Below are 23,267 nucleotides of genomic sequence, written 5' to 3'. Positions count from 1 at the left end.
GGAGGCCTTTCATGGCGCACTACATTAAAATCATTATTCTGTTTCTAACTGGGATTGGCGGATGCTTTGCAAACACTAATGATGAGTTAAGGCATTATCAAGAGGAGGGGGCTCACCAGGTATCAACCATTTCGAATAAGACAATTGAAACGTTAAAGCGCACGTCCTCACGGAATCAATCAGAGCACCAATTATTAATTGATACACTCATGCAACGCAGCACAGACGGTTTACAAAGCAATCAAAAACCGCAGGGAGCTGAAGGTGCCATTTTATTTGTATCCTTTTCCATGCCCGACTCACTTTTATTTGCATTGAGCGATGAAGCAGCACGGTTTCATATTCCCGTGGTCATTAATGGGTTAGTGGATGGTGATTTTAAACAGACCATAGAAACATTTAAACGTCTTAATAGCGAAGCCCAAAAGCAGCATTTGAACTTTAAGGGAATTTCTATTGATCCAGTCTGGTTTAATCAATTCCACATTACAACGGTTCCAGCGCTTGTAGTAACAGAGCCCTCCAGGTCTTGCGGTTCAGGGCAGCCCTGCACCAATCAACCGTTTGATGTAGTGTATGGCAATGCAAGCATTAAAAAAGGACTCGAGCTCATCGCCCAGAAAGGAGACGCAGGAGCGACATTAGCGGCCACCATTTTGGAGAAAGGCCATGTTTAGAAGTTTGTTGGCCATCGCCTGTATTTTTGGTTTTTGCACTTTCTCGGCTGCCAATACAACAGCCCAAGACTTTCAGAAATTAAAAGAATACGCAAAATCTTTGGGGAATCAACCACTGAGCGCCATGAATGAATTTAAGCCCCAGAATACCTTCAAAGACTATACGGAAACTCCCTCGCAATCGCTTCATTATCAGGGGGTTGAAACTGAAAAAACCGATTTAAGTACCTTTGCTGCCAATGCCTTACACAATGATGCCGGTGGACGTACTGTGACTGAGCATTTTGGTCAGCGCCAATTTGAAATCAATACCAAAAATGAAGCGATTAAAAACGCTAAATTAATTGAAGAAGAAAGTTATGCCATTACTCATGGACAATCCAATGAGCGAGTCAAATGTGATGAAAAACCACAGGCTTGTCAAATTAAATCGCATGAGGAAATCTGTCATACATCAAGGCAATTGCCCGAGCAGCAGTGTTTTAAAAAACGTAAAGTAACCGTGAATACCGAGCGTTTAAGTCAAAGAGCTGATTTTGAGGTATGGGTTCATAAAAAATGGACGGGGCTTATTGCGGTTAATCTTATAACGGGCGCCATGACCAATAGCGCAGGCGGGCACTTAACCAATCCTGTGAAGTTAAATCATCCCTGTGAAGAAATGAAAGCCACGGTTCACTCCATTTTAAATAATGGTGGTTCTGCTCATTGGGTGCATGTTGTGGGACTCCCAACTTGCCAGAATGGAGGCGTAATCACCTTGTATATTTCAGATAAGTTCAGTCGCTATTACCCAATTCAGGTGGCATTGACGATTAATGCCCATTCCAAATCCTATGTGGAAGAAGAGCACTGGGATAATGAATGCGCCACTCTTGAGACAAACAACCTATGTCAAAAAACACAAGAGCAGTGTACTGATTCCAATCCAACCCGTGTCATTAATGGTCTGCCCGTCACCCGTGATTGCTGGGAGCTTAATGCACGATACCAGTGTGCATCCGCTGCAGCCGATGAATGTAAAACGCAACGGGAAAAAGGATGCTTACAGGCAAGCTCGCGCTGCACATTAATGAACAATAATACCTGCTCGCTCTATGAGCAGGTATATCGTTGCGATGAGACAGTCTGCCCACAGCCTGTGGCCTGTGTGCGAGATCTCTTTTGTGCCGATGGAGACTGCACGGAACATGCAGCAACTCAGAATGATGGTTTTGGAGAGGCCATGGCACCCATGGCCGTTGCAGGGGCTGCTGGCGCTGAGTTTGGTAAAACGCAGGCTACCTTATTTTCAGGCCATCCTGTGCAGTGCAAAATCTGGGTTTGGGACATTATTGATTGTTGTTCGAATGAAGGCTGGGCTGACAAACTCCATATCGATTTGTGTCGTGAAGAAGATAAGGCTTTAGGCAAAGCCAAATTGAATTACCTGGCTCATTATGTAGGCGAGTTTTGCAGCCAGAAAGATCCCATTTTTGGCACCTGTCTGGAGCACAAACGCACCTATTGTGTCTTTGACAGCAAAATGGCGCGCATTATCCAGGCCGAAGGACGTTTAAGACAATTAAATCCCAACGCTTTAGGAGATGCAGAGCATACACGCTGTGCGGGGCTCAGTGTGAATGAATTACAAAGCCTTGATATGGGACGCATCGATTTTTTAAACCCTGTGTATCCATTTCCCCAGGGACAGCCAACAAAAGAAGCAGGAATTGTAGGCGATGTCGTTTTAAATAGCCCCGACGCTTCAAAAACCATGGATGAAATCAAACGGCGAGTCCAGAAAAAGGCGGAACAAAAATGAGATTATTCACTATTATTTTAATGTTACTTTCCATGCCGGTCATGGCTGATTTAGTAAGTCCACCCGCTCATGGGTTTCATTGGTACAGTACAGAAAACAAAGAGCATCAGGTGAAACCTGTTCAAAATCCAAAGGTATCAAAGCCTTCGCTGACTCCTTATGAGCAGCTCATGGAAGTCCGCAAAGCCACAATGAATAAGCTCGCAACGGCATTAATTGCCCCATCATTTGATGCAACCTATGAGTACATGAAAGCCCAGCAGGTGTATGCCAAAAACAATCAGAAATTTGTCCAGTACTGGCAACAGGTTCTGTTGTCTCATCCTGAGCTGGATCATTCCTTAAATTTTCCAACCGACAATACGGCTGTGGCCATTCGCAATGATTCAATGAATCTTTTAATGGAGAGGGTAGTCAGAGAAGGGGCGAAACGTTATGGATTAATCCTTTTTTACAAAGGGAACAGTTCCATTTCGCAAAAATTCATCACTCATCTTGTTCCATTCGTCAATTTGACCCATTTTTCCATGATTTCAGTCACGACAGATGGGCAACCTATTGAAGGTCTGCCTAATCCTAAAAACATACCTCTTCATGAAATACAAAAAACAATGAATTTGCAGTCACGCTACATGCCTGCACTGTTTCTTGTTGATTTAAAAACACAACACATGTCGCCCTTGTCCTACGGATTTGTCTCCACAACCGAATTAAAGGAACGTCTGCTGGATGTGGCGACTCATTACAAACGATACAGCTATGAGGGGTTTGAAGCATGATTGTTCGCATCATTTTTTTACTGCTTTTTTCTGTAATTAGTCCTTTGCACGCCAATGTGGCAGTTGAAGAACTCAATGCACTGTTATTGAAAAAGCAAGCCCCTAAAGCTTTTGCACAAAAGGAATCAGCTGAAGCTAAAGATTTATCTAAAAATTATTATTTTGCATTTATTTATCGAAGCACCTGCCCACATTGTAAAAAATTCTCCCCTGTATTAAAGGATTTTTCAGAAACATTCCATATTAAGGTTCGTGCTTTTAGCCTGGATGGAGAATCCCTGGATGGACTCGATACCACACCATTAACACCTGAACTTTTTCAAACGTTCTATGTATCAGGAGGGTATAAGCCTACGGTTCCCGCCTTGTTTTTAGTCAATCGACATACCCTGGAAGCCTACGCTGTCTTGTTTGGAGAAGCAACTCCTTATCAGCTGGCACAAAGAGTTCATGAATTAAAGCAACACATTGAGGAGAAATTTAATGATTAGAGCTCTTGTGCTAGCCGTTGTTGCGTCTTTTACTTGCGTGGCAGGAAATGGTGTTCATGCATCAGCCAGTGCCGATTTAAATCATTTTTTTAATAATCTTGGTTATTCTGCGAATGTCACAGGTAGCCATTCCTATGAATCACAGGCAGCAGGATTTGCATCATTAGGCTCAGTCTATGCCAGAAATCAAGTGCGCTCCATTCAGATAGCTCACGTTGATGTACCTGGTTTTCGCTCAGGATGTGGCGGAATTGATATTTTTGCAGGTGGTTTTTCCTTTATTAAATCAGAGCAGATAGTTTCATTCATGCAGAACATTTTAAGTAACGGGGCAGGCTATGCAATGAACCTGGCACTCGAGACCGAGCTGCCTGAAATTGCTCATGCCATGCAGTACATGCAAAAGCTGGCAAATGACATTAATGGAACTAATTTTAATTCGTGTGAGATGGGAGAAAATCTGACTGCAGCGCTTTATCCCAAAAATAGAGCGGCACATCAGCGTTTGTGTGAGGACATCGGGCGTAACCGTAATGTATACACCGATTGGGCAGAAGCCCGACATAAATGTTCGACAGGAGGGGAGATTGAAAAACGATTGGAACAGGCAAAAAACGATTCAGAATATAAAGACAGGGCTCTTTTGAATACCAACGTAGTTTGGGATGCATTACAACTGAATGAATTCATCAAATCAGATACAGAAATTTCAGAAGTCTATATGTCGATTTCAGGAACGCTGGTATTTGATGCCAAAGGAGGGATGCAAACGTACCCCTCTTTAGCGACTAATCAGGATTTTGTAAAAGCCTTGCTTTATGGAGGCAAATTGCCCAGCTATAAATGTACTGATTCGAATAAGCCGATGAAATGTGTTGCCATCAATGTGAAAGGAAGCCAGGAGATTAGCAGTAAAGACGCTCTGGTATCTCAAGTACAGGCCATCCTGCAGGGAGTTTATGAGAATATCAAATCAGGGACAGCCTTAACGCCCCAACAAAAAGGGTTAATTGAACTCACCCAGCCGTCCGTATTTCAGCTTATTTCAGCCAGCGCACAGCAGAATATTGGCATACAAAGCAGTTATGAGCTTGCCCAGAGTGTAGCAACGGATTTGCTTGCCCAATATCTTGCAAACTCACTTGAAGTGATTCGAGCATCCCTTGCAGGGCGTGATATAGGAAATGCCCATGAAGAAAAACTATTTAAAAATCTGCAGGTTGCACAACAATTTGTAGATAATTTTAATAGCGAATCAAGAGCACGTTTTAATGCGGCACTGACCACCAATCAATTGGTTCAAAACAACGTGAAGCAGGCACTGAATGCCCTTAATCCCATCTTAAGACAATCCTATACCGGAGGCGCACAATGAGCCCATTATTAATCTATACCCCACAAAATGGGATTTATTTAAAAGAGTTGCTTGATGGTATGGCCACTTTGCTTACTGAATCTACCTTTAGTACGGCGTGTGACATTATCATGATTCTATCCGTTAGTATGGTCGGTTATCAGTTCGTGATGGGGAAAAAGCTCGAATCATTAACTCGCTTTATGCTGACCACCTTTTTAGTCATGTATTGCGTGCTGGGCATTAAAGTGCCTGTGGCTATTATTGACATGCAGACAGCCGAAGGAGCAGGGGAAGCCTTAACGGTTGATCATGTACCGCTAGGCGTTGCTTTACCTGCCTCATTGATTAGTGGCATGGGGTATGGAATTACGACTGCCTTTAGTGATGTATTTCGCATGCCAGATAGCCTGGAGTACAACAAAACAGGAATGATTTTTGGTGCAAGGACTTGGCTTGCAGCAACTCAGACAAGGCTCTCCATGTCGCCTGATTTGGCACAAGACCTATCGTCCTATATCCGCCAATGCGTGTTTACGGCAAAACTTTTGGCAAGCCATCAATTAAGCCCTCAAGAGCTGACCCAAAGTGCTCATCTTTCTAAAACCTATTTTGAGGAGCCATCACCCATTTATCGGGTAATTCTGCACAATGGAGTCAATTTAAGTTGTGGTGATGCAGCAGCCAATTTGAAGACTCGACTACCCATTGCAGCGAAATTGGAGTTGGAGCGTCTTAATCATCTGGTAACCACAGGCGCTTTAACATCACGCAACACAGACAGCAGTTCGTTGCCTGGCGAAAAGACTTTTGGTGACAGGTTGGAGGCCGCTCATAAATATTACATGAATATTACCGAAGATGCTGCCGAAACACTCACCCAAAATATCTTAATTAATGCGACCCGAGATGCCGCAGCCGATGCTTTTGCTTTCTCAGGAGCTGATGCCGCACTCATGAATTACACCAATACGGACAGCACCCAAAAAATGCACATCGCTGAAGCCAATAGCTTTTGGCTTGCAGGATTTCGCCTGCCTTACTATATGACCGTGATGTGGATGTTGACCCTGTGTATCTTTCCATTAGTCGTTTTGATTTCATTTTTTCCGACCCTGAGTAACGCTTATTTCCTGTGGGTGCAATCTCAAATCTACCTTTGGTCATGGCCTCCGATGTTTATTATTTTTCATTGGTTTGTTTCCATGGCCTCAAGTACCACCATTACTTTGTTTGGTCAAAAAACAGGAGGTGTGACCTTCTCTAATATCGATTCATTAGCCAGCATGCACAGTAATTTTGCCTATACGGCAGGCGCATTGGCGGCAAGTGTTCCTGTTATTGCCCTGTACATCACGAAAGGATTGGGACAGATTTTGAGTACATCCTCCCAGCATTTTGGTGGTATGGCACAATCTTTGTCAGTCAGTGAAGCGCAATCTGCAGCTGCAGGTAACATCTCAATGGCAAGTTACAGTGGTTGGAATATGAACTATGAAAATACCAGCGCCAATAACGTTTCGGCTAACAAGCACGATACCAATTGGACGAACATGCATGGGATGCACACGGAACAATTGGGAAGTGGTGTGCTTAAGACTACCACAAGCCATGGGGATGCTGTTTTTGACGTAAATCCTGGGATGTCACGAGGCCCCGTACACATATCAGATACAAAGGCCATAAGCGGCTCTTTAAATCAGGCTTTTGAAGAATCCAGACAGGCTGCAGCCAATGAAAGTCAGCATTATCAAACGTCCTTGTCCAGTTTTGCGCACAGTGCCGTGCAGTTATCTAAAATGCAGGGTCATGATATGCGTTTGGGCGATGGAGTGTCTGAAAGTGAATCCGGTCAATACAGCCAGGCATTATCGACCATGACGCATATTGCCTCGGATGTAGCTAAACGCGAAGGGATAAGCCAAGAAGATGCGCTGGCTCATATGACCGCTGCTGGATTAAATGTCCACGCCGGAGTTGCAAGTGAAAAAAGCATGCTGGGAAGCATTGGGCGGTTTGCTTTTGGAGCAACAGGAGGTGCTGATAGTCATGCCAAGTTCGACAGGTCATCAACAAGTAGTGATCGTTACCATGAAGGGACGGACAGCAGCATGTCAGCGAAGGAAGCAGAAGACTTTAATCAGGCGCTTAATTACGTGAGCCAGTTTGCACAAAACCATCATTTTGATAACAGCCATTCGGAAGGGGCAAGCCTTTCGAATCAAATGGGTACCGATTTAAGGGAGGCGCAAACGGCAAGCCAAAACTATGATGCCTCGATGTCTAAAGCCGCTCGCATTAGCACGGCCAGGAGTTATGTGGAATCAAACGCTGATCAAGTTACTACCGATCTAAATCAGGCCTTCTCGAAATATGTTGCAAGTCGAACTGATGAAGTAACTCGTGATGCGTTGTATTCCAATCCTTCAGATCTGGCTTCATTAAAACAATTACAAACGCTGGCTAATGAGTTTATCCATGAGCAACGAGAAGGTTTAATCGCACGATACGGCAATGCTTCTAAAAATGCTCGGATTGACTCCTTTTATCAGGATGCAGCAAATCCATTAAGTTCAAAAGAGTCACAAATGAGAGCAGACTACCACAAAAACAGTAATGCATTGGAGGATTCTGGAAAGACTATGGGGATTGGTATGGATGCTTCAAGAGCCCAAAGTATGCAGCAAAAAATTAATAATCATGTAGATGCGGCGGTTAATAAAACAAGCAGTGGAGGAGGGCGTTTAAAGAGTCAATACCAGCAAGCGGTTGAAACAACAAACAACGATGTAGGCGAAGGTAAAAAACTGGGGCAAACCAACGTGGCCATACCCGCCTATTTTACTAAATGGGTTGATCATCATGATAAATCAGCCCCAAAGAAGGAGCTTATCCATGAATAATGAAGAAATGAATTCACAAGAATTAAAAGAGGCCATCGCCTTGGATATAGAAACATTAAAAACATTGGACGTGGATATTATGCCGGCCAAGGAGTATTACCAGGCGAACAGGCGTTTGTTTTTGCATGTTTTTTTTAAACTATATGGAACAATACTTCTTGGATTTTTACTTCCACTCCCTTTTTATTGGAAGGTGTTGATGGTGGAGACTTCAACACACGAGCTCATCTACATTTTTTTCTGGCTGCCATTAATGGCTCTAGGACTATGCCTTTTTGTTTTTCTATTCATTTACAGCTCATTAAATCAATACATTTTGATTGACTATCAATTGAAACACAAACTAAGAACAGGCTCATTGATTGTAAAACAAATAAGGCGGGCTGGAACTATAGCTTATCGAATATTTGCAGGGCTTGTTTTGATTCCTTCACTGTTCTTGTTTCCCAGTGCTGCCTTCTTCATATCCTTTGGCGCTTTTTTCATCAGCGGGATTTTAACGAGCATCCTTGTTGAAATGGAGCTCAATAGGATAGGCATCAGCGCTCTGTTTACTCTCATAAAGAATTATTTTGATAAGGACAAAAATGCCAGTGCGGCAATACCCTTAAAATAAACAAAACACATCAAAAAGAATAAATTTTAACCACAAATGCAAGCAGTGGAAGCCGCTGCTTTGCCCAAAACAAGCAGAAGGAAGATAAAATGAGTCATGAATCCAATTACAAACATTATACCCGTGGAGGCCAGATCTCATTCCATAATCTGCGGATGTGGTTTCAGATTAACAAAGCGCTCTTTCATGTTTACTTATTCATTTGGGCAGGGTTAAGCATTGTATTGACCGGTATTTTTGCGCCACATGGAATGATAAGACAGACGGTGTCCTATCACGCGGCTCACTTTTATCACCTGGCAGGGGTGCCACATGTATTTTCTATCCCTGTTAAAGGGGGGAATGCATCACAAACTGTCGAGCAGCTTCTCCACAATCACTATTTTTCTGCTACCTCAGATCGTTTACTGACCTTCTTGTTACAGTCAACTCTATGGAGTTTTCCCTTATCGTTGATTGTGGCACTTTTGGTGAGCCGATATTTCATTTATCGAGGAAAGGTTCAAACGCAAAATCAATTTATACGAGGGGCGAGTTTAGTCCCATCAGAAACACTTAAAAAACAGATAATAAAACAAAGAAAAGCATCTGATTTACAACTTGATGGATTTCCTCTTTTGCAAGGATCAGAGGTACAGCATTTATTGGTACATGGTACGGTCGGTATGGGGAAAAGTCAGTTCATCATGAAATTGATGGATTGTTTACGTGCGCGTGGCGACCGAGTGATTGTTTATGACAAGGGGTGCACGTTTACTCAGGCGTATTTTCAGGAAGGTCATGATGTCTTGCTCAATCCTTTTGATGCACGCTGCGCTAATTGGGATTTATGGCTGGAAGCCCCAAAAGATGAATTACTGGAAAATATGGCAGAAAGTCTCATCCCTATGCATGGAGAAAACGATCCGTTTTGGGTTAATGCAGCACGTACCGTGTTTGCCTGTCTTGCAAGTCAAATGCGTGAGGATAAAGAACGTTCCTTATCCAAGCTGTTAGGGTTACTTGTAACTGGTGAGTTTAGCGAGTTGGAACCTTATCTCAACGGTACAGCGGCAGCAACTTTGGTCAGTAATAAAATAGAAAAAACAGCCATCTCCATTCGCTCTGTCATTACAACCTACCTTAAATCAATGCAGTCGTTAAGTGGTCTTGATGAGTCTGGGAAGCCTTCCTTTTCCATTCGTGATTATCTGTTAAATAAAGATTTGGAGGGCTGGCTTTTTATATCAAGCAATGGGGAACAACATAAATCTTTAAAGCCGTTGATTTCGATGTGGATTGCCATGGCATCACTGACACTCTTAAGTTTGCCAGAAGACGCGAACAGGCGAATTTGGTTTATTTGTGATGAATTACCAAGCCTGCACAAATTACCCTTATTAGGTGAAACCATTGCTGAAGTCAGGAAATTTGGCGGCTGTTTTCTTCTGGGAATGCAGAGCTTTAGTCAATTGGAGAAGGTATATGGGCGTAGTGGGGCAGCTGAAATTTTTGATTTGCTTAATACCCGAGCCTTTTTTGCAAGCCCAAGCCATGAAATGGCGCAACTTGTCAGTAAAGAGCTTGGGGATGAAGAAATTGATGACACCCGAGAAAATTACTCTTATGGAGCCAACTCCATTCGTGACGGCATTTCATTAGGAAAAAACCGTATAACACGCCCCTTAGTAACCTATCCTGAAATTATGGGACTTGATCCGCTTACCTGTTATCTGCGATTGCCTGGTCAATACCCTATTACAAAGCTGGAACTTCATTATCAAAAAAGAAGTATAAAGGCCGCAGGTTTTTTACCTCGTGCCATACCGTCCCTTCCTCCGTGTGATGCAAATCTCAAAAAGGGTTCTGCCGTTAATGAGCCCACCAGCGGTCGTTTTGAGGTGCAAGCGCCAACCAACATCAAACGTATCGAATGCGAGTCCGATAAGGAATTCATTTTTTGATAGGGGAATAAATCATGTTAAGTCTGCGAGTCAAACCAATTAAAAAGCCTGGTTATTATTTTGATCAGGAAAATTATTATTTTACGAACCAATTGGTTACCCAATGGGTTGGATTAAGTGCTGCGCGTCAAAATCTTTCTGGAGAAGTTAACGTAAAAACCCTTGAGTCTATTGTCAGTGGCGAATTACCAAGCGGTGATGTGATTAAAGGCTTGAAATCAGCCACTGGTGAAATGAACAGGCGAGGCGGTTATGATTTAACTTTTTCTGCCCCAAAATCCGTGTCCTATCTTGGGCTGGTTTGTGAACACAAAGAATTTATTGATTTGCACCTCAATGCGGTAAAGACAGTCTTAAAACTGATTGAAAAGGAGGCGGCACAAGCGCGCAAATCAGGAAAAGAAGGCATGGAATATGAAAAAACGGGGAATCTTTGTTTTGCTGCCATTCTCCATGATACCTCCAGAGAGCTTGATCCTCAGCTTCATGTGCATGCATTGTTGATGAATTTCACCGAGCGGCTGGATGGCAAATGGCGTGCGTTGGCTTCTGATATCAGTCGCAATAATGGCACCATGGAGTGGATTATGGATAATCAAATCTTTTTGGGACTTGTGTACCGCTCTGAAATGGCTCTTGGTTTAAAAGAAATGGGGCTCGAAATAGAGCATACGGGTGATGCTCATGGTCTATTTGAAATCAAGCATTTTGATAAGGCATTGTTGGAGCAAATCTCTAAGCGCCGTGCCCAGGTTGAAGAACATATTAAAGGGATGCACTCTAATTCATTAAAAGCGTATGACAGGGCGACTCTGGATTCAAGGAAATCAAAGGAAATGGTTTCTCCAGAGGAATTACGCACACGATGGAGCGCTGAAAGTGAAGCGTTGGGCGTTAATCCAGCCACCTATCTTGCCACCTTAAAAGAAAAAACTAAAGAATCGCATACACCAAAAGAAACCATGTCCAATAATCAAGAACTCGATAGAAGTGTTCTTGACGCAATTGCGCATTTAGAAGAAAAAAAACTAACCTTTACCTATCAGGAAGTATTACAGACGAGCCTTTATTTTTCCTTAGGTGAACAGGGCTTTGAAGCACTGATGGCACGGATTGATAAAGAAATTGATGCACAAAATCTGATTGCTCTTAATACAGAAAACTCCTCTTTTACAACGAGTACGCTCATTAACAAGGAACAAGAACTCATTAAAAAAATCGTGAACTTCACACCCCAAAAAAAAGGCTTAGAACGCAATACGGATAAGGTTTGCAAACTCACTGATAATGAGTCCATTCAAAAAGCAGTAACTCAAGCCTTATTTAATAAAGAAGGGGTTGTGCGCATCAAACAGCAAAGTGCTACCTCGCGTGAGCTCTTAAGTACTTTAATTGATTATTCACAGGATTCAAAAAAAATTCGTATTCTTTGTCCTTCTGCTTATTCTGCGCGGACGATGAATAAGGACATGACCCAATCAGCGCCTACCCTGTGGCAATGGATTTTATCTATTGGAAAACAGGATTTGTGTGAAACAGTTGCGGGCTTTAATTATCGCCATCGTTCAGAGCATAAATTACCTTTTTTTAACAGTAAAAAGGAGCGCGAGGTGCTGATTGTGGATGAATCACAGCGTCTTACTCCCGACGAGATGAATACTTTATTATCTATTGCCGATAAGCGTAGTGCCAAAGTCATTTTGCTGGAAAAATCACAATCCCTTTCTGGTTTTAAATCCGATATTCCCGACTTGCTGAATAAAGCCGGCATAAAAACATTTGAGGTTGATGACAGGAAAGCGCCTGCTACCAACATCAATCTCATAGAAGAAAAAACGATTGAAGGGCGTATTCTAAAAACAGCACAAATGTACAGTAACTTACCGTTGAACCAGAGGCAGAATACAAAAGTATTAACTGTCTCAAAGCTCGAAGCGAAAGAGGTCAATGAAGCAATCCGTAAGCAGTTAAAAGAGCACGGGGAGATTTCAGTAGATGAAAAGAGCATCAATACGTTAACCCCTATGTCCTTGACCTTAAGTGAAAAAAAATTGGCCAAAAGTTATCAGCCCGATTGGGTATTAATCCAGAACACCCGTACAGAATCAAAAAAATTCACGGTAATCGGTGTCAATGAAAAAGACAATCAATTGATTGTTCGGAATCATAACGGGGTAAGATCACAACTTGCTGCTAAAAATATTACAGATTCCACGCAGGTTTATGAACAAACACCATTATCAGTAAGTATAGGAGATCAATTAATTGCTATGGGCAGTTTATCCTTTGAAGGATTAAAAATCGGTAACCAATATGAGGTCACTGCATTTACCCGCCATGGAATAAAAATAAAAGATGGAAAAAGAACTATTCATCTTATCACGAGTAACGAAAAGCATTTCCCATTGAGCCATGCCTATGCCAAAACCATTTATTCTGATGATTTTAAACTCGTGAAACAAACCATTATGACACTACCGGCCTATGCGCTCAAACAAAATACCATGTCGGTATTATGCGAATCGAGCAAAGAAGAATTAATGATTATTACGGATGATGTGGAGAAGGCTAATCGGTTTGCAATGAAGACTGCAACAAAATCCTCGGCGATATCGCTGACTTTGGATGCTGCCAAAACCAATCATGGTGCACAGATTATTGACCATAGAACCACGACTGATCTACTCACGTCACTGGAACAGGCCTTAACTATTTTAACCTCGGAAAAACCTCAAAAAAGTGATGCAGAAAAAGCGCTGAACTTTGCAATAGCCCATCTTTCAGAACGAGAAGCAGCCTTTACTCGGTCAGATTTGCTTAAGGTTGCGCTCACTCAGGCTATAGGAAAAGCAGGACTTAACGAATTAAATAACGTCCTGGATAAGGTCATGACTAATGGGGATTTAATATCAGGGGGGAACGAGATTTTGACCACCAAAGAAGCGGTGGCATTTGAAGAGTCGATTATCAAGAATGTTAAAGCAGGTATTAACACCATAAAGCCGCTAATGAGTGGTGATGAAGCACGAAAACAATTAGAGCCCACACACCTTACCAAAGGCCAAAAAGAAGCATGTGAGTTAATCACGACTACAACTGATCAGTTTATTATGATTCAGGGTTATGCAGGAACAGGAAAAACAACCATGACTCGAAGTGCGATTGACACCATCAGGCATGTCCAATCTATGACTCATGAAGAGGTTAAACTGATTGCGGTCGCGCCCACGCACCAGGCTGTAAAAGAAATGAGGGCGCTGGGAATTGAAGCGCAAACATTAAAGAGTTTTCTTATTGAACAAGAACAGCAAGCGACATTAAGCAAAGAAACACTGGTGCTGCTTGATGAATCTTCTATGGTCTCTAATCGAGATTGCGCAAGCCTCATCCAAAAAATCCATGATTCGGGCGCTCGTTGCGCAATGCTTGGCGATATTAGCCAGCATCAAAGCATTGAAAGCGGTAAGCCAAGCAAGATATTGATTCAGGAAGGAAGCATCAAGGTGGCCTGTATGGATGATTTGGTACGACAACAAGTCATCGAATACAAAAAGGCAATCGAAACATTAATCACGGGGGATATTGATAAGGCGTTAACTCAGTTAGCGAATCAACCCTTAGACTCAATCACCCGAACTAAAACCGATAGTCCTTACCACAACATAACCTCTTCAATTATTGAAACAGGCCACTCGACCCAAGCGTACCAGCAACAAGAACACACTCAACAAGAATCGAGAGAACCCTTCCAGGAAGAATTAAAAGAAAAAAGCCCGATAGAAATGGCTGTAGGAGATTATTTATCACGGACACCAGCATGCCGTGATAGCACCATTGTTATCATTCATGAAAATAAAAAAAGGGAAGTTGCAAATGGTCTGATTAGAAATGCACTGATGAAAGAGTCTACCATAGGCCTTGAAAACAAAGAGTTCCCGCGGCTACTAAGCACGAATTACACCACTGCAGAGCTTTATTATTGTGAAACGTATCGGGATTGCTTAAAAAAGAAAGAAGAGTATTTTTTAAAGAAAGGAGAGCACTATTTCAAAGTAGTTTCGGTAGATGAGGCAGCGAAAGTAGTGGTATTAAATGATACGAAAGGAAATAAATGCCTCTTTGTTCCTGAAAAAGAAAATAAAGACTGGAAGATTGAATTGTTTCAATCCATGCCAGGAAGAGTTTCGGTGGGTGAAAAAATTCATTTTAAAAAATCTGATAAGACTTTGGGACGTTTCGCTAATGAAAGGGTGCAGGTGACGGAGGTAAACGATGAGTCATTTACCGTAAAAGACAGTAGTGGCGTGGCGCACGTTCTGGAAAAAAAACAGATGAAGGATTCCCATTGGGATTATAGTTATACTGCTACCAGTTATTCAATTCAAGGGGCTTCATCCCCATTTGTTATTGGAGTTGCTGAAACTAAAAATGCTCAAGTAAACCATCTGCGTTCATTTTATATCATGGTAACGCGAGGTTCCTTGCATGCCATGATTTATACGGACGATCATAAAAAACTACGAAAACAACTTCGTGTTACTCCTGAAAAAACTTCTGCATTGGAATCGCTTGGCCTCCTGCATACCCCAATGAAGTCCAAAACGCCCAATGAGCAACCAAAATCACTCAAGCCAATGCATGGTATGCCCAAAATAAAGAACCAGGAACCTCGCTATGATGCGAATATGCTGTCACAAAACTTATCCGACCAGGCTGAGCTCGTGATTGAATCACTACTTGGAGAGCCCAATAGAGCGCTTTCGTCAAAAACAGAATATCGATATGGTACTAAAGGCAGCTTAAGCATCTGTTTAAGTGGAGAAAAAAGAGGAGTTTGGCATAACTTTGAAACAAAGGAAAAAGGAAACATGCTTCATTTGATTCAAAAAACATTAAATCTAAATTTTAAAGAAAGTCTTGAATATGCTGCCAAATTCACAGGTGATGACTTAAAAGAACGTATTAAATTAGCAAGCAAAAACCCTAATAAGATTCAAGCAATCGATTCTGATAAGAAAAGAAAAACATCAGATTATGGGCTGCAATTAGCGAGAGAATCTAAACCCATATCAGGTACAATAGCAGAGCGGTATTTAAAAGAAATCAGAAAGATTCATAATGTGTCTGGAGAAAATATTCGCTTTCATCCCCATGTTTATACTAAAGATACCGAAGAAGTTCGCTACAGGCCAGCACTATTGAATATTGCGCGGGACAAAGACAATAAAGTGGCCTGCGTTGAAGCAGTATATCTGGATAATGACACAGCGAATCAAGCAATTATGAAGATAAAGCCTAAGAAATCTTATGGAATAAAAGCAGGCGCTGGAGTCATATTAAATGAGGGGAAAGGACATGAAAGTGTCACCTATATCGCAGAAGGTGTAGAAACAGGACTAAGCATCAGGGATGCAGTTCAAAATGAACGCGTTATAGCGACACTAGGGAAAGAAAATTTTGTAAATATCGATATGGCTTTGCTCACCGATAAAATAGTCATTTGCATGGATAATGATGGAAAACCCATTAAAGAGGACAGGGTAATTATTCAAACCATTGAACGATTGAAACAGCATGGAAAAACCATAGAAATTGCCATTCCGCTGCGTCAAAAAGACTTTAATGATGTGATTAAAATCGGAGGGATACAAGAAGTAGTTGATACATTAAATAAAGCAGTTAGTGTCGATAAACTGATTGGAAGCCCCAATAAAACAGATTTGAATCAAGATCAAATTAAGAAGTGTCTTGATACCATTTCACGACAAATGAACCTTGAAACTCCTGAAATTAAAAACAATTCAATTGATAAATTGAAAACCCTTCAGCGAGAAGAAATGGAAATATATTAAAATATCTTTAATTGATTGAGCATGGGAATTTTTATATGAAAAAAATGTGTGGAATAATCTCTCTAATATTGATAAATGGATCATCATTCTACCTTATTTATGTCTATGTATTAGTAGCTTGTTCCACCAAAATGAACAACCTATTACAGGTTGCTTATGAGCCATCTGGAATGCAAATGTTTTTTTATTTTATATCGCTCCCGTTTTTTATAATTTTAGCAATATTAAGTCGTATTCATTGTTTTTATTATGATGTAAAAAATGGATTAGCGTTTTCGTTGGTTTTGATTTGGTTATTGTATTTTTTATTTATCGAATATATTGACCAAATAGTTCATTTTCCCAAGGGAAATGAACTATTTTATTATGGTAGTTTAGCTATTTCATTAGGGGCATTTACTTTAATTGGATTAACTACCTATTTCCAATTAAAACAATTAATGTTCGATTCTAGGTAAAATTTTTAGAGTAAAAATTATCTTTATTACTTTCAATTTAACGGCAAGTACTATTTTTTATAACTTAATTATTGATAAATCCTTCAATGAAATTATCTACCTTTTTCTTCAGTTCTGCGATATGTTCTTCGGCATTATTCGAATCACTTTGAAGTTTGTTTTTATCATAAACACAACGAAAAATATCAGCACTTATTCCCAGCAATCTTAAAAGATGGGTCGTGTGTTGACGATTTAACTCTTCTTCTTTTTCTAAGCGTCTTTTTTCATCCTCGCTTATCACTGGATTATCTTTATTATGGAGATAAACCTTTATTCCTAATTCAATCATTTCTTTCATTGTTTGAGACGATGAATCATGCCCTTCATCTTTTTTAATGGATTCGAGCTGATCAATAATTTTTTGATTTAAATAACAATAGGCCTTGGGCATAAAATCCTCTTTTAAATTTATAATACAGGTTCAGTGCACTGATTTTGGCTAGTTGAGAATAATTATATCATTTAATTATAGGGGTCGAATAGGTGTGTATCTTTGTTTAATAGAGGTTTTTTATTCATTTACTAGGTGTGGATTAGGTGTTGATATTTTATAAATTATTGATTAATATTAAAGAGTGGATGCACACCCATATAAAACAGAGGTGTTGGCAGATTTAAAAATGCTCATCTTCACGTAAGTTATTGAATAATAATAAAATGTTTTAAGCAATAAACATTGCGAGGGGTGTGGTGCGACAAGAAAAGTTGCTGTTTTGAGTTGTTAATCGGGAGCAATTCCGAAAACCATCTGTGTCGTCAGATGAACCTACGAGAGTTAATAAAGCCTCTCTGACAACGTAGCAAAACTACGGGTGAAGAGCCTGTGGTGAGATGATAACCTCTGAAAAGAATAAAATCTACCTGATAGCCAAAATCGGGATAGCTACTAGGTAACTGGTATGGTGAATGTAAGTAAATCTGTGATAAAGGCCGTAACTCGCAACAAGCGCAATTGGCTGACACGCTTGAACCAAAAAGGTACGAAAGGTAGTTGGGAGAATCACACGAACCCCACACGATTACAAAACTTTCCGGCTGAGAGCAGGCACCTAACCCGGTATTACTCAAACAGGGGAACTTGGAAACCCTGTATCTCTCTCCTTATTGGAGACAGTAGATCGCAAGATCTACCTATGGGGATGCAGGTTTGGGAGGTTGGAAAAAGCGAAGGCCAATTTGTAGTGAATTGGATACAGGTTTAAATGTCACCTGCTCTGAAAAGAAGCCCACGTCCAACTGGTCTTTCATTGCGAAAGAGTTTGTAGAATTTGTAGAAGTGAGGAAAGCAAATGACAGGTCCTTTGGTATCTGGTGCACCTGACACATTTAATTTAAATACAGAGTGGAGCCAGCTGTGCTGGCACAGTATTGAGAAGAATGTATACAGACTACAAATGCGTATCGCAAAGGCAGTACGTAATAAACAGTATGGAAAAGTGAGATCACTGCAATGGTTGCTAGTTAATTCAGCTAGTGCAAAACGACTTGCAGTAAAACGAGTCACTACCGCTAAAGGCAGCAAAACGCCAGGTATCGATGGTGTTGTTTGGAACACACCAGAGGAAAAATACGAAGCAACGCGCAGCCTAAAGGTAAGAGGATACAAGGCTCAACCACTTCGAAGAATCTATATCCCTAAGAAGAATGGTAAACAGCGGCCATTAAGCATACCTACGATGAAAGACAGGGCTATGCAAGTACTCTATTTACTATCCCTAGATCCAATAAGTGAGGCTACTGCTGATCTGAACTCCTACGGATTCAGGCCTAAACGCAGTACCCATGATGCAATATATCAATGCTATTCAACATTAGCGAGGAAAAATTGCGCCCAATGGATTCTAGAGGGTGACATCAAAGCCTGTTTTGATGAAATTGATCATGGATGGTTGAAAGATAACGTCATTATAGACAAACGAGTGCTAACCCAATGGCTACAGGCAGGTTACATGGACAAGAATCAGTTATTTGAAACAGTGCGAGGCACCCCTCAAGGAGGTCCAGCTTCACCACTGCTTGCAAATCTGATTCTAGATGGGCTTGAGAAGGAAATTCATTCCGGCTGTAAGCAAGGTGATAAAGTAAATAATATTCGCTTTGCTGATGACTTCGTCGTAACCGCGAAAAGTCCTGAAATCCTCAAAGAAAAAGTGATGCCGATAATAACCAACTTTCTTGCACAACGAGGGCTTTCGCTATCACAGGAAAAAACCAAAATCGTGCATATTGAAGAAGGCTTTGATTTTCTTGGTTTTAATGTCAGAAAATACAAAGGGAAATTTCTAACCAAACCCTCAAAAAGCAGCATTAAAGCGATAAAGTTGAAGATTAAAGAAACAGTCCAAAGAGGATATGGTTGGAGTGGAGCTGAACTCATAGCAAAACTAAACCCAATCATAAAAGGATGGGCTAATTATTATCGAAGGGTCGTTTCCAAAGCAACTTATGCCGCACTGGATAATTACATTTACCAGAAAACATTTTATTGGACGATGAGAAAATTTAACGGACATAAACGCGTTAAAGCAATGGATCGCTACTTTCGAAATCGAAGCGTGTCCAGGCGATGGATTTTTAGTGATGTTGTTAAAACCAAGGACGGTAAGAAGAATGTTTGTATTTGCAAAATGATGGATATAAAAATACAACGACACGTTAAAGTAAGATCGATTGCTAATCCCTATCTCCCAGAGTATAAAGAATACTTTGAAGGTAGGAAAAAATGGACTAAACAGTGCTCTTTTATCCAATGGGTAAAAGACCAGAAATTAAATGTTATCGGAAGTGAATTACTGCTGGGTGAATAGCCTTAGAAAGGCTCGAGCGTAGTGCGGTGAAAGTCGCACGCTACGTTCTTAGGGGACGGGACTGGGGCGACTCGGTCCTGTTACCCGACTTCTTTTTTAATTTAATCATTCTTTTTGTATGGGCATTTAACTGGGAATTTTAGTATTATTTATTTAAATTAATATTATGAAAAGCGCATAATAATTGCGTGCTTGTGATTCACAGTATTCTCTTAACCATTTACTCAATAGGGATATTTATATCATGAATATATTAAAAAGATTTCTGAAAAAAATTGCTAAAATCATTCATTTTAGACCCTATAGTGAATGGACTGAAGAAGAGAAGGCTGTGTATGCTAAACGGCATTCTTTTCATTCTTACTCTAAATCAAATGATACAAAAATTAATCCTGCAAGCGGCCTGCCAATGATTGGTTGTCTGGATGTAAATGGCAATACATTTGGATCTAACAGTTCATTTGATGATTATTATAGAAATCATGACAACAATTATCGTAGTTATTCATCTACAAATTATTGCAATAGTTATGATCCGTTTGCCAATCGCTATTAATTGTTTCGATTTGTATTTTTATGTCCTATTTTTACTGATATAGTAAACTAAATTTTTTATAAAATTGATGTTAATTTTGGAGAATACCATGGCTTTAATTAGTGCAAAAAAAACACCTGAAAAAGAAAAAATTAAAATCGAAATTAGTAAAGACATTTACTCAGAAATAAAAGAATACTGCTCATGGGTTGGCATTGATGATATTAGCTATTTTTTTGAAGAGTCCTCCATCATGATCTTTTCTAAAGATAAAGAATGGAAGCAACATCGAAAAGAGAAGAAACAGGCTATTGAATCCGTTTAGTATTGTTCCGCATTAGGATTTAATTTAGTAAATATACAATTAAAAAAAAAGGATATCCGAGTGAAAAACCGTATTAGGACTACATGTAAATACATCATACCACTAACTATTATTGGTCTATTTGGTTATCACTCTTATTCCGTTCAATCAAAACTAAATCAAAAAGAAAAGCAAACCTATATATCTCTAAAAGAGTTGTCCGAGATTGCCGCGAAAATTCATGGTGTTGAACCTCCTTTTCTGGATAAGGTCATGATAACCATTGTTGATTGGTTTATCCCTATTCCGTTTATTAATAAAAATGAGTCTCTAAAACTGCTGGCCGAACATAAAAATGAACTCACATCAAAATCAAAAAGAATTTATGTGTCAGAAAGCAAGATGGGGGAAGTTGTGGTTACAAAAAATTTTAATTTCACCTCATCTGATATTAAGGAATCTAAATCGATACCCATGGGTACAATTTTCAGCGCATTCGTCATGGCTCCTTTTCATGATTCTGATAATCCAAATCAATTACGATTTAAAATAAACATCAATTCCATGTCTTGTACGGCAATTGCGGATTCCATTTTAAAAACTGATTATAGATCAGGAAATATAGTTGCAAAAATTAGCGGCATAAACTGCGCCAATGAGAACTCAAAATCGATACCCTTAGAAGCCGTGGGATTGGTATCAGGTAGGGTACTATCCTAGAATGAATATTAGATCCTTACAAATAAAAGCACATTCAATAATGTTATTTTTTTCCTTAATAAAAAGGAAGGTGGGGTTATTTTTAGTCATTATTATTCTGATTAATATTAATGCTATTTTTTCTTACATCAAGAATTTTTTATTTTTAATCATCAATAAATTGGAAGCTCTAATTTTAGATCACAGAATTTTTTATTATTCTGTGATCCTATCAATTAACATACTATTAATTATCAACGCATATATAAGATATAAAACCAACAAAAGGAGACAAAAAGAATAGAAAAAAGTACCACTTATATTCCAATTAATTCCCAATCCCCAAAGTACCCCTCTTTGGTTTTAATTAAATCCTCATAAACACGCATCTCTAAACCATCAGCAATCTCATCCCAACCGGTTACTTCCTTGGCTATATTAAAATAATCATCATTAATAAAAAACACTCTAGGAACTCCGTATGTCCAGATAATGCCATCAACACCAAAAAGTGTTGCTCCTTCAAAGCCCCAATCATCCATTTCTTGTTCTGGGGTATTGCGTCCGTGGTATAGTCTTAATTTCATCAATGTTCCTTTTATCTTGCTATTGTTAACACGCTATTTTCAAGATGAGGCAAAGGGATTTTTCTTTGCCTCTAAAAAATTCCTTTACCTTTTTATTTCCATCATTTTTTCGGTTAACGTCCACAACGCACGATTTAATTTCACATTTTGATCAATGGCTTTTACTTCTCTCGTTTTTGTTCGAGTGGTGTAACCGTATTTATTTAAACGATGGCCACGGATCCCTCCTTTAATTAAATTTTCTTGTAGGACATTAAACACCGTAAACAAATCATTATCTTTTTGATCCACATAACGCCTTGGTTGCAATAAACGCTCAGGAGCAACGATCATTGCGCCCTCATCATCAGAAAATTTTAGAGAATGGGCAGCTTCGGCAAAAATCATCTTTTCAGTATCGTTTAAATGAATTGAAGCCATATCATCTGATACATCGAGCATCTTGTTCGCGGTTTCAATCACCTTATAAGTACCTTCAATAACGTTCCCAACAACATCTCCCTGATGTTTAATTCTAATTTCGTCATAGGATTGTCCCGCAATCATTCCATTACCACACACAACCCGAAAAAGACCCGCCATTAGGCGATAAGAAGACAGGCCATCATGAGAATTGATAAGAACAAGTTCTGGATAAAGTCCCTGATTATTTTGAATGACATCATGGCGTTGAAAACGGAGCATGTGTTTTGCAAATGCTTTCGATTCTTGACTCAGGCTTTTGGTCTGAGTTGCCCAAGTTGGAAAAAATCCTTCTGACATTAATTTTTCAATGATTTGCTCTGTTGAGATGGGTGAGTACTGATCACTTGTTTTGTGGGAACTTTCTTGTGTGAATATGGAAGGGGCTAATTTAAATAGTTTTTCTTTTGATAAAATGGGTAACATTATGTTTTCTCCTATGTTTTTACTATTGTTCTCAAGGAACAAATACAGTATCTCAAAAAAGCGCGTAATCGTCAACAATTATTATAAAATATATTTATAAAAATTATTTACCAAAAATGTTGATATTTATTGCTGCCCTTGTTATATTGTTCTTGTCCTAATGACACATAGTAAAAACATAGGAGAACACAATGACTATTCCAGAAATTATCCAGCAACAATTGCTGCACACGAATAAAGCGATCGTTTGGTCTTGGGGCGTATCTAAATGGCATGAACTATCATCTAATGCACTTGCAATAAGAGTTCATGCGCGTTATTTAGATGGTTTTGTCTGTATCGAGTTGGATGAGGCGCAAGACTTATACAATATTTCCTTTTACCTTAACAAAGACTTTTCAGACATGCTAGTGTGGCCAGTGATACCCTATAAACCGATAAAAGGAGTCTATTGCGATCAACTGGTTGAATTCATTGATAACAGAATAGAAAGAATACCCGATTATAAATACTGACTATTGCCCTACT

General features: G+C 39.9%; 17 protein-coding genes. 14 read left to right on the top strand and 3 right to left on the bottom strand.

All coding sequences use genetic code 11. The features are described 5' to 3' along the window. The first annotated feature begins 11 nt into the window (after positions 1–11). The 9 genes from trbC to traI all read left to right on the top strand — a co-directional run bounded on the left by trbC (position 12) and on the right by traI (position 16,419). A complete protein-coding gene (trbC, locus tag ACN4Z1_RS04590; protein WP_021460425.1) occupies positions 12–677 on the top strand; it encodes a type-F conjugative transfer system pilin assembly protein TrbC in 666 nt (221 codons plus the stop codon). Continuing rightward, the gene (gene traN / locus ACN4Z1_RS04585; protein ID WP_021582610.1) at positions 670–2,481 is read left to right on the top strand and encodes a type-F conjugative transfer system mating-pair stabilization protein TraN; all 1,812 of its coding nucleotides are present in this window, start codon (positions 670–672) and stop codon (positions 2,479–2,481) included. The genes trbC and traN overlap by 8 nt, the downstream gene beginning before the upstream one ends. Further along, positions 2,478–3,260 carry a type-F conjugative transfer system pilin assembly protein TraF gene (gene traF, locus ACN4Z1_RS04580; protein ID WP_021460428.1) on the top strand — a complete coding sequence of 261 codons (783 nt, stop codon included), beginning with the start codon at positions 2,478–2,480 and terminating at the stop codon, positions 3,258–3,260. The genes traN and traF overlap by 4 nt, the downstream gene beginning before the upstream one ends. Next, positions 3,257–3,751 carry a type-F conjugative transfer system pilin assembly thiol-disulfide isomerase TrbB gene (gene trbB / locus ACN4Z1_RS04575; protein ID WP_021582611.1) on the top strand — a complete coding sequence of 165 codons (495 nt, stop codon included), beginning with the start codon at positions 3,257–3,259 and terminating at the stop codon, positions 3,749–3,751. The genes traF and trbB overlap by 4 nt, the downstream gene beginning before the upstream one ends. Continuing rightward, positions 3,744–5,126, top strand: a complete 1,383-nt coding sequence (locus ACN4Z1_RS04570; protein WP_021582612.1) for a conjugal transfer protein TraH — start codon at positions 3,744–3,746, stop codon at positions 5,124–5,126. The genes trbB and ACN4Z1_RS04570 overlap by 8 nt, the downstream gene beginning before the upstream one ends. Then, positions 5,123–8,008: a conjugal transfer protein TraG N-terminal domain-containing protein gene (locus ACN4Z1_RS04565; protein WP_058478480.1), complete on the top strand. Its 2,886-nt coding sequence runs from the start codon at positions 5,123–5,125 to the stop codon at positions 8,006–8,008. The genes ACN4Z1_RS04570 and ACN4Z1_RS04565 overlap by 4 nt, the downstream gene beginning before the upstream one ends. After that, positions 8,001–8,624: a hypothetical protein gene (locus ACN4Z1_RS04560; RefSeq protein ID WP_058478481.1), complete on the top strand. Its 624-nt coding sequence runs from the start codon at positions 8,001–8,003 to the stop codon at positions 8,622–8,624. Before ACN4Z1_RS04565 ends, ACN4Z1_RS04560 begins: the two co-directional genes overlap by 8 nt. A gap of 89 nt (positions 8,625–8,713) precedes the next feature. Next, a complete protein-coding gene (gene traD, locus ACN4Z1_RS04555; protein ID WP_058478482.1) occupies positions 8,714–10,567 on the top strand; it encodes a type IV conjugative transfer system coupling protein TraD in 1,854 nt (617 codons plus the stop codon). A 14-nt stretch (positions 10,568–10,581) separates the two neighbouring features. Beyond that, on the top strand, positions 10,582–16,419 hold the full coding sequence (gene traI, locus ACN4Z1_RS04550) for a conjugative transfer relaxase/helicase TraI (RefSeq protein WP_058393364.1): 5,838 nt from the start codon (positions 10,582–10,584) through the stop codon (positions 16,417–16,419). A gap of 522 nt (positions 16,420–16,941) precedes the next feature. On the opposite strand, the gene ACN4Z1_RS04545 is transcribed toward traI, so the two are convergent. Further along, positions 16,942–17,310, bottom strand: a complete 369-nt coding sequence (locus tag ACN4Z1_RS04545) for a hypothetical protein (protein WP_042238349.1) — start codon at positions 17,308–17,310, stop codon at positions 16,942–16,944. A gap of 898 nt (positions 17,311–18,208) precedes the next feature. Here ACN4Z1_RS04545 and ltrA point away from each other — a divergent pair. The 4 genes from ltrA (at position 18,209) to ACN4Z1_RS04525 (ending at position 21,285) form a co-directional block, all read left to right on the top strand. Further along, positions 18,209–19,726, top strand: coding sequence for a group II intron reverse transcriptase/maturase (gene ltrA, locus ACN4Z1_RS04540; protein ID WP_419388091.1), 1,518 nt, complete (start codon positions 18,209–18,211; stop codon positions 19,724–19,726). Positions 19,727–19,970: 244 nt separating this feature from the next. After that, the gene (locus ACN4Z1_RS04535; protein ID WP_021460687.1) at positions 19,971–20,282 is read left to right on the top strand and encodes a hypothetical protein; all 312 of its coding nucleotides are present in this window, start codon (positions 19,971–19,973) and stop codon (positions 20,280–20,282) included. 88 nt (positions 20,283–20,370) lie between these two features. Continuing rightward, the gene (locus ACN4Z1_RS04530; RefSeq protein ID WP_021582697.1) at positions 20,371–20,586 is read left to right on the top strand and encodes a hypothetical protein; all 216 of its coding nucleotides are present in this window, start codon (positions 20,371–20,373) and stop codon (positions 20,584–20,586) included. Between the two features lie 60 nt (positions 20,587–20,646). Further along, positions 20,647–21,285: a hypothetical protein gene (locus ACN4Z1_RS04525; RefSeq protein ID WP_021460685.1), complete on the top strand. Its 639-nt coding sequence runs from the start codon at positions 20,647–20,649 to the stop codon at positions 21,283–21,285. Positions 21,286–21,581: 296 nt separating this feature from the next. Here the strand turns inward: ACN4Z1_RS04525 and ACN4Z1_RS04520 are convergent, their stop codons facing one another. Further along, complete coding sequence (locus tag ACN4Z1_RS04520; protein WP_021460508.1) at positions 21,582–21,851, bottom strand: hypothetical protein; 270 nt, start codon at positions 21,849–21,851, stop codon at positions 21,582–21,584. A gap of 84 nt (positions 21,852–21,935) precedes the next feature. Continuing rightward, on the bottom strand, positions 21,936–22,739 hold the full coding sequence (locus ACN4Z1_RS04515; protein WP_021460509.1) for a DUF932 domain-containing protein: 804 nt from the start codon (positions 22,737–22,739) through the stop codon (positions 21,936–21,938). A 191-nt stretch (positions 22,740–22,930) separates the two neighbouring features. Between ACN4Z1_RS04515 and ACN4Z1_RS04510 the strand changes: the two genes are divergently transcribed. Then, entirely contained in the window at positions 22,931–23,254 is a 324-nt protein-coding gene (locus ACN4Z1_RS04510; RefSeq protein WP_021460510.1) for a hypothetical protein, read from the top strand. The last annotated feature ends 13 nt before the right edge of the window (positions 23,255–23,267 follow it).

It is taken from the genome of Legionella sp. ST3F1 (assembly GCF_048553315.1).
Lineage (GTDB): Bacteria > Pseudomonadota > Gammaproteobacteria > Legionellales > Legionellaceae > Tatlockia > Tatlockia donaldsonii.
This window is presented reverse-complemented; position numbering and strand designations above follow the sequence as displayed.

Excerpts from the sequence above, each read along its gene's own strand:
- trbC (WP_021460425.1), top strand. The coding sequence starts at position 12 with ATGGCGCACTACATTAAAATCATTATTCTGTTTCTAACTGGGATTGGC.
- traN (WP_021582610.1), top strand. The coding sequence starts at position 670 with ATGTTTAGAAGTTTGTTGGCCATCGCCTGTATTTTTGGTTTTTGCACT.
- traF (WP_021460428.1), top strand. The coding sequence starts at position 2,478 with ATGAGATTATTCACTATTATTTTAATGTTACTTTCCATGCCGGTCATG.
- trbB (WP_021582611.1), top strand. The coding sequence starts at position 3,257 with ATGATTGTTCGCATCATTTTTTTACTGCTTTTTTCTGTAATTAGTCCT.
- ACN4Z1_RS04570 (WP_021582612.1), top strand. The coding sequence starts at position 3,744 with ATGATTAGAGCTCTTGTGCTAGCCGTTGTTGCGTCTTTTACTTGCGTG.
- ACN4Z1_RS04565 (WP_058478480.1), top strand. The coding sequence starts at position 5,123 with ATGAGCCCATTATTAATCTATACCCCACAAAATGGGATTTATTTAAAA.
- ACN4Z1_RS04560 (WP_058478481.1), top strand. The coding sequence starts at position 8,001 with ATGAATAATGAAGAAATGAATTCACAAGAATTAAAAGAGGCCATCGCC.
- traD (WP_058478482.1), top strand. The coding sequence starts at position 8,714 with ATGAGTCATGAATCCAATTACAAACATTATACCCGTGGAGGCCAGATC.
- traI (WP_058393364.1), top strand. The coding sequence starts at position 10,582 with ATGTTAAGTCTGCGAGTCAAACCAATTAAAAAGCCTGGTTATTATTTT.
- ACN4Z1_RS04545 (WP_042238349.1), bottom strand. The coding sequence starts at position 17,310 with ATGCCCAAGGCCTATTGTTATTTAAATCAAAAAATTATTGATCAGCTC.
- ltrA (WP_419388091.1), top strand. The coding sequence starts at position 18,209 with ATGACAGGTCCTTTGGTATCTGGTGCACCTGACACATTTAATTTAAAT.
- ACN4Z1_RS04535 (WP_021460687.1), top strand. The coding sequence starts at position 19,971 with ATGAATATATTAAAAAGATTTCTGAAAAAAATTGCTAAAATCATTCAT.
- ACN4Z1_RS04530 (WP_021582697.1), top strand. The coding sequence starts at position 20,371 with ATGGCTTTAATTAGTGCAAAAAAAACACCTGAAAAAGAAAAAATTAAA.
- ACN4Z1_RS04520 (WP_021460508.1), bottom strand. The coding sequence starts at position 21,851 with ATGAAATTAAGACTATACCACGGACGCAATACCCCAGAACAAGAAATG.
- ACN4Z1_RS04515 (WP_021460509.1), bottom strand. The coding sequence starts at position 22,739 with ATGTTACCCATTTTATCAAAAGAAAAACTATTTAAATTAGCCCCTTCC.
- ACN4Z1_RS04510 (WP_021460510.1), top strand. The coding sequence starts at position 22,931 with ATGACTATTCCAGAAATTATCCAGCAACAATTGCTGCACACGAATAAA.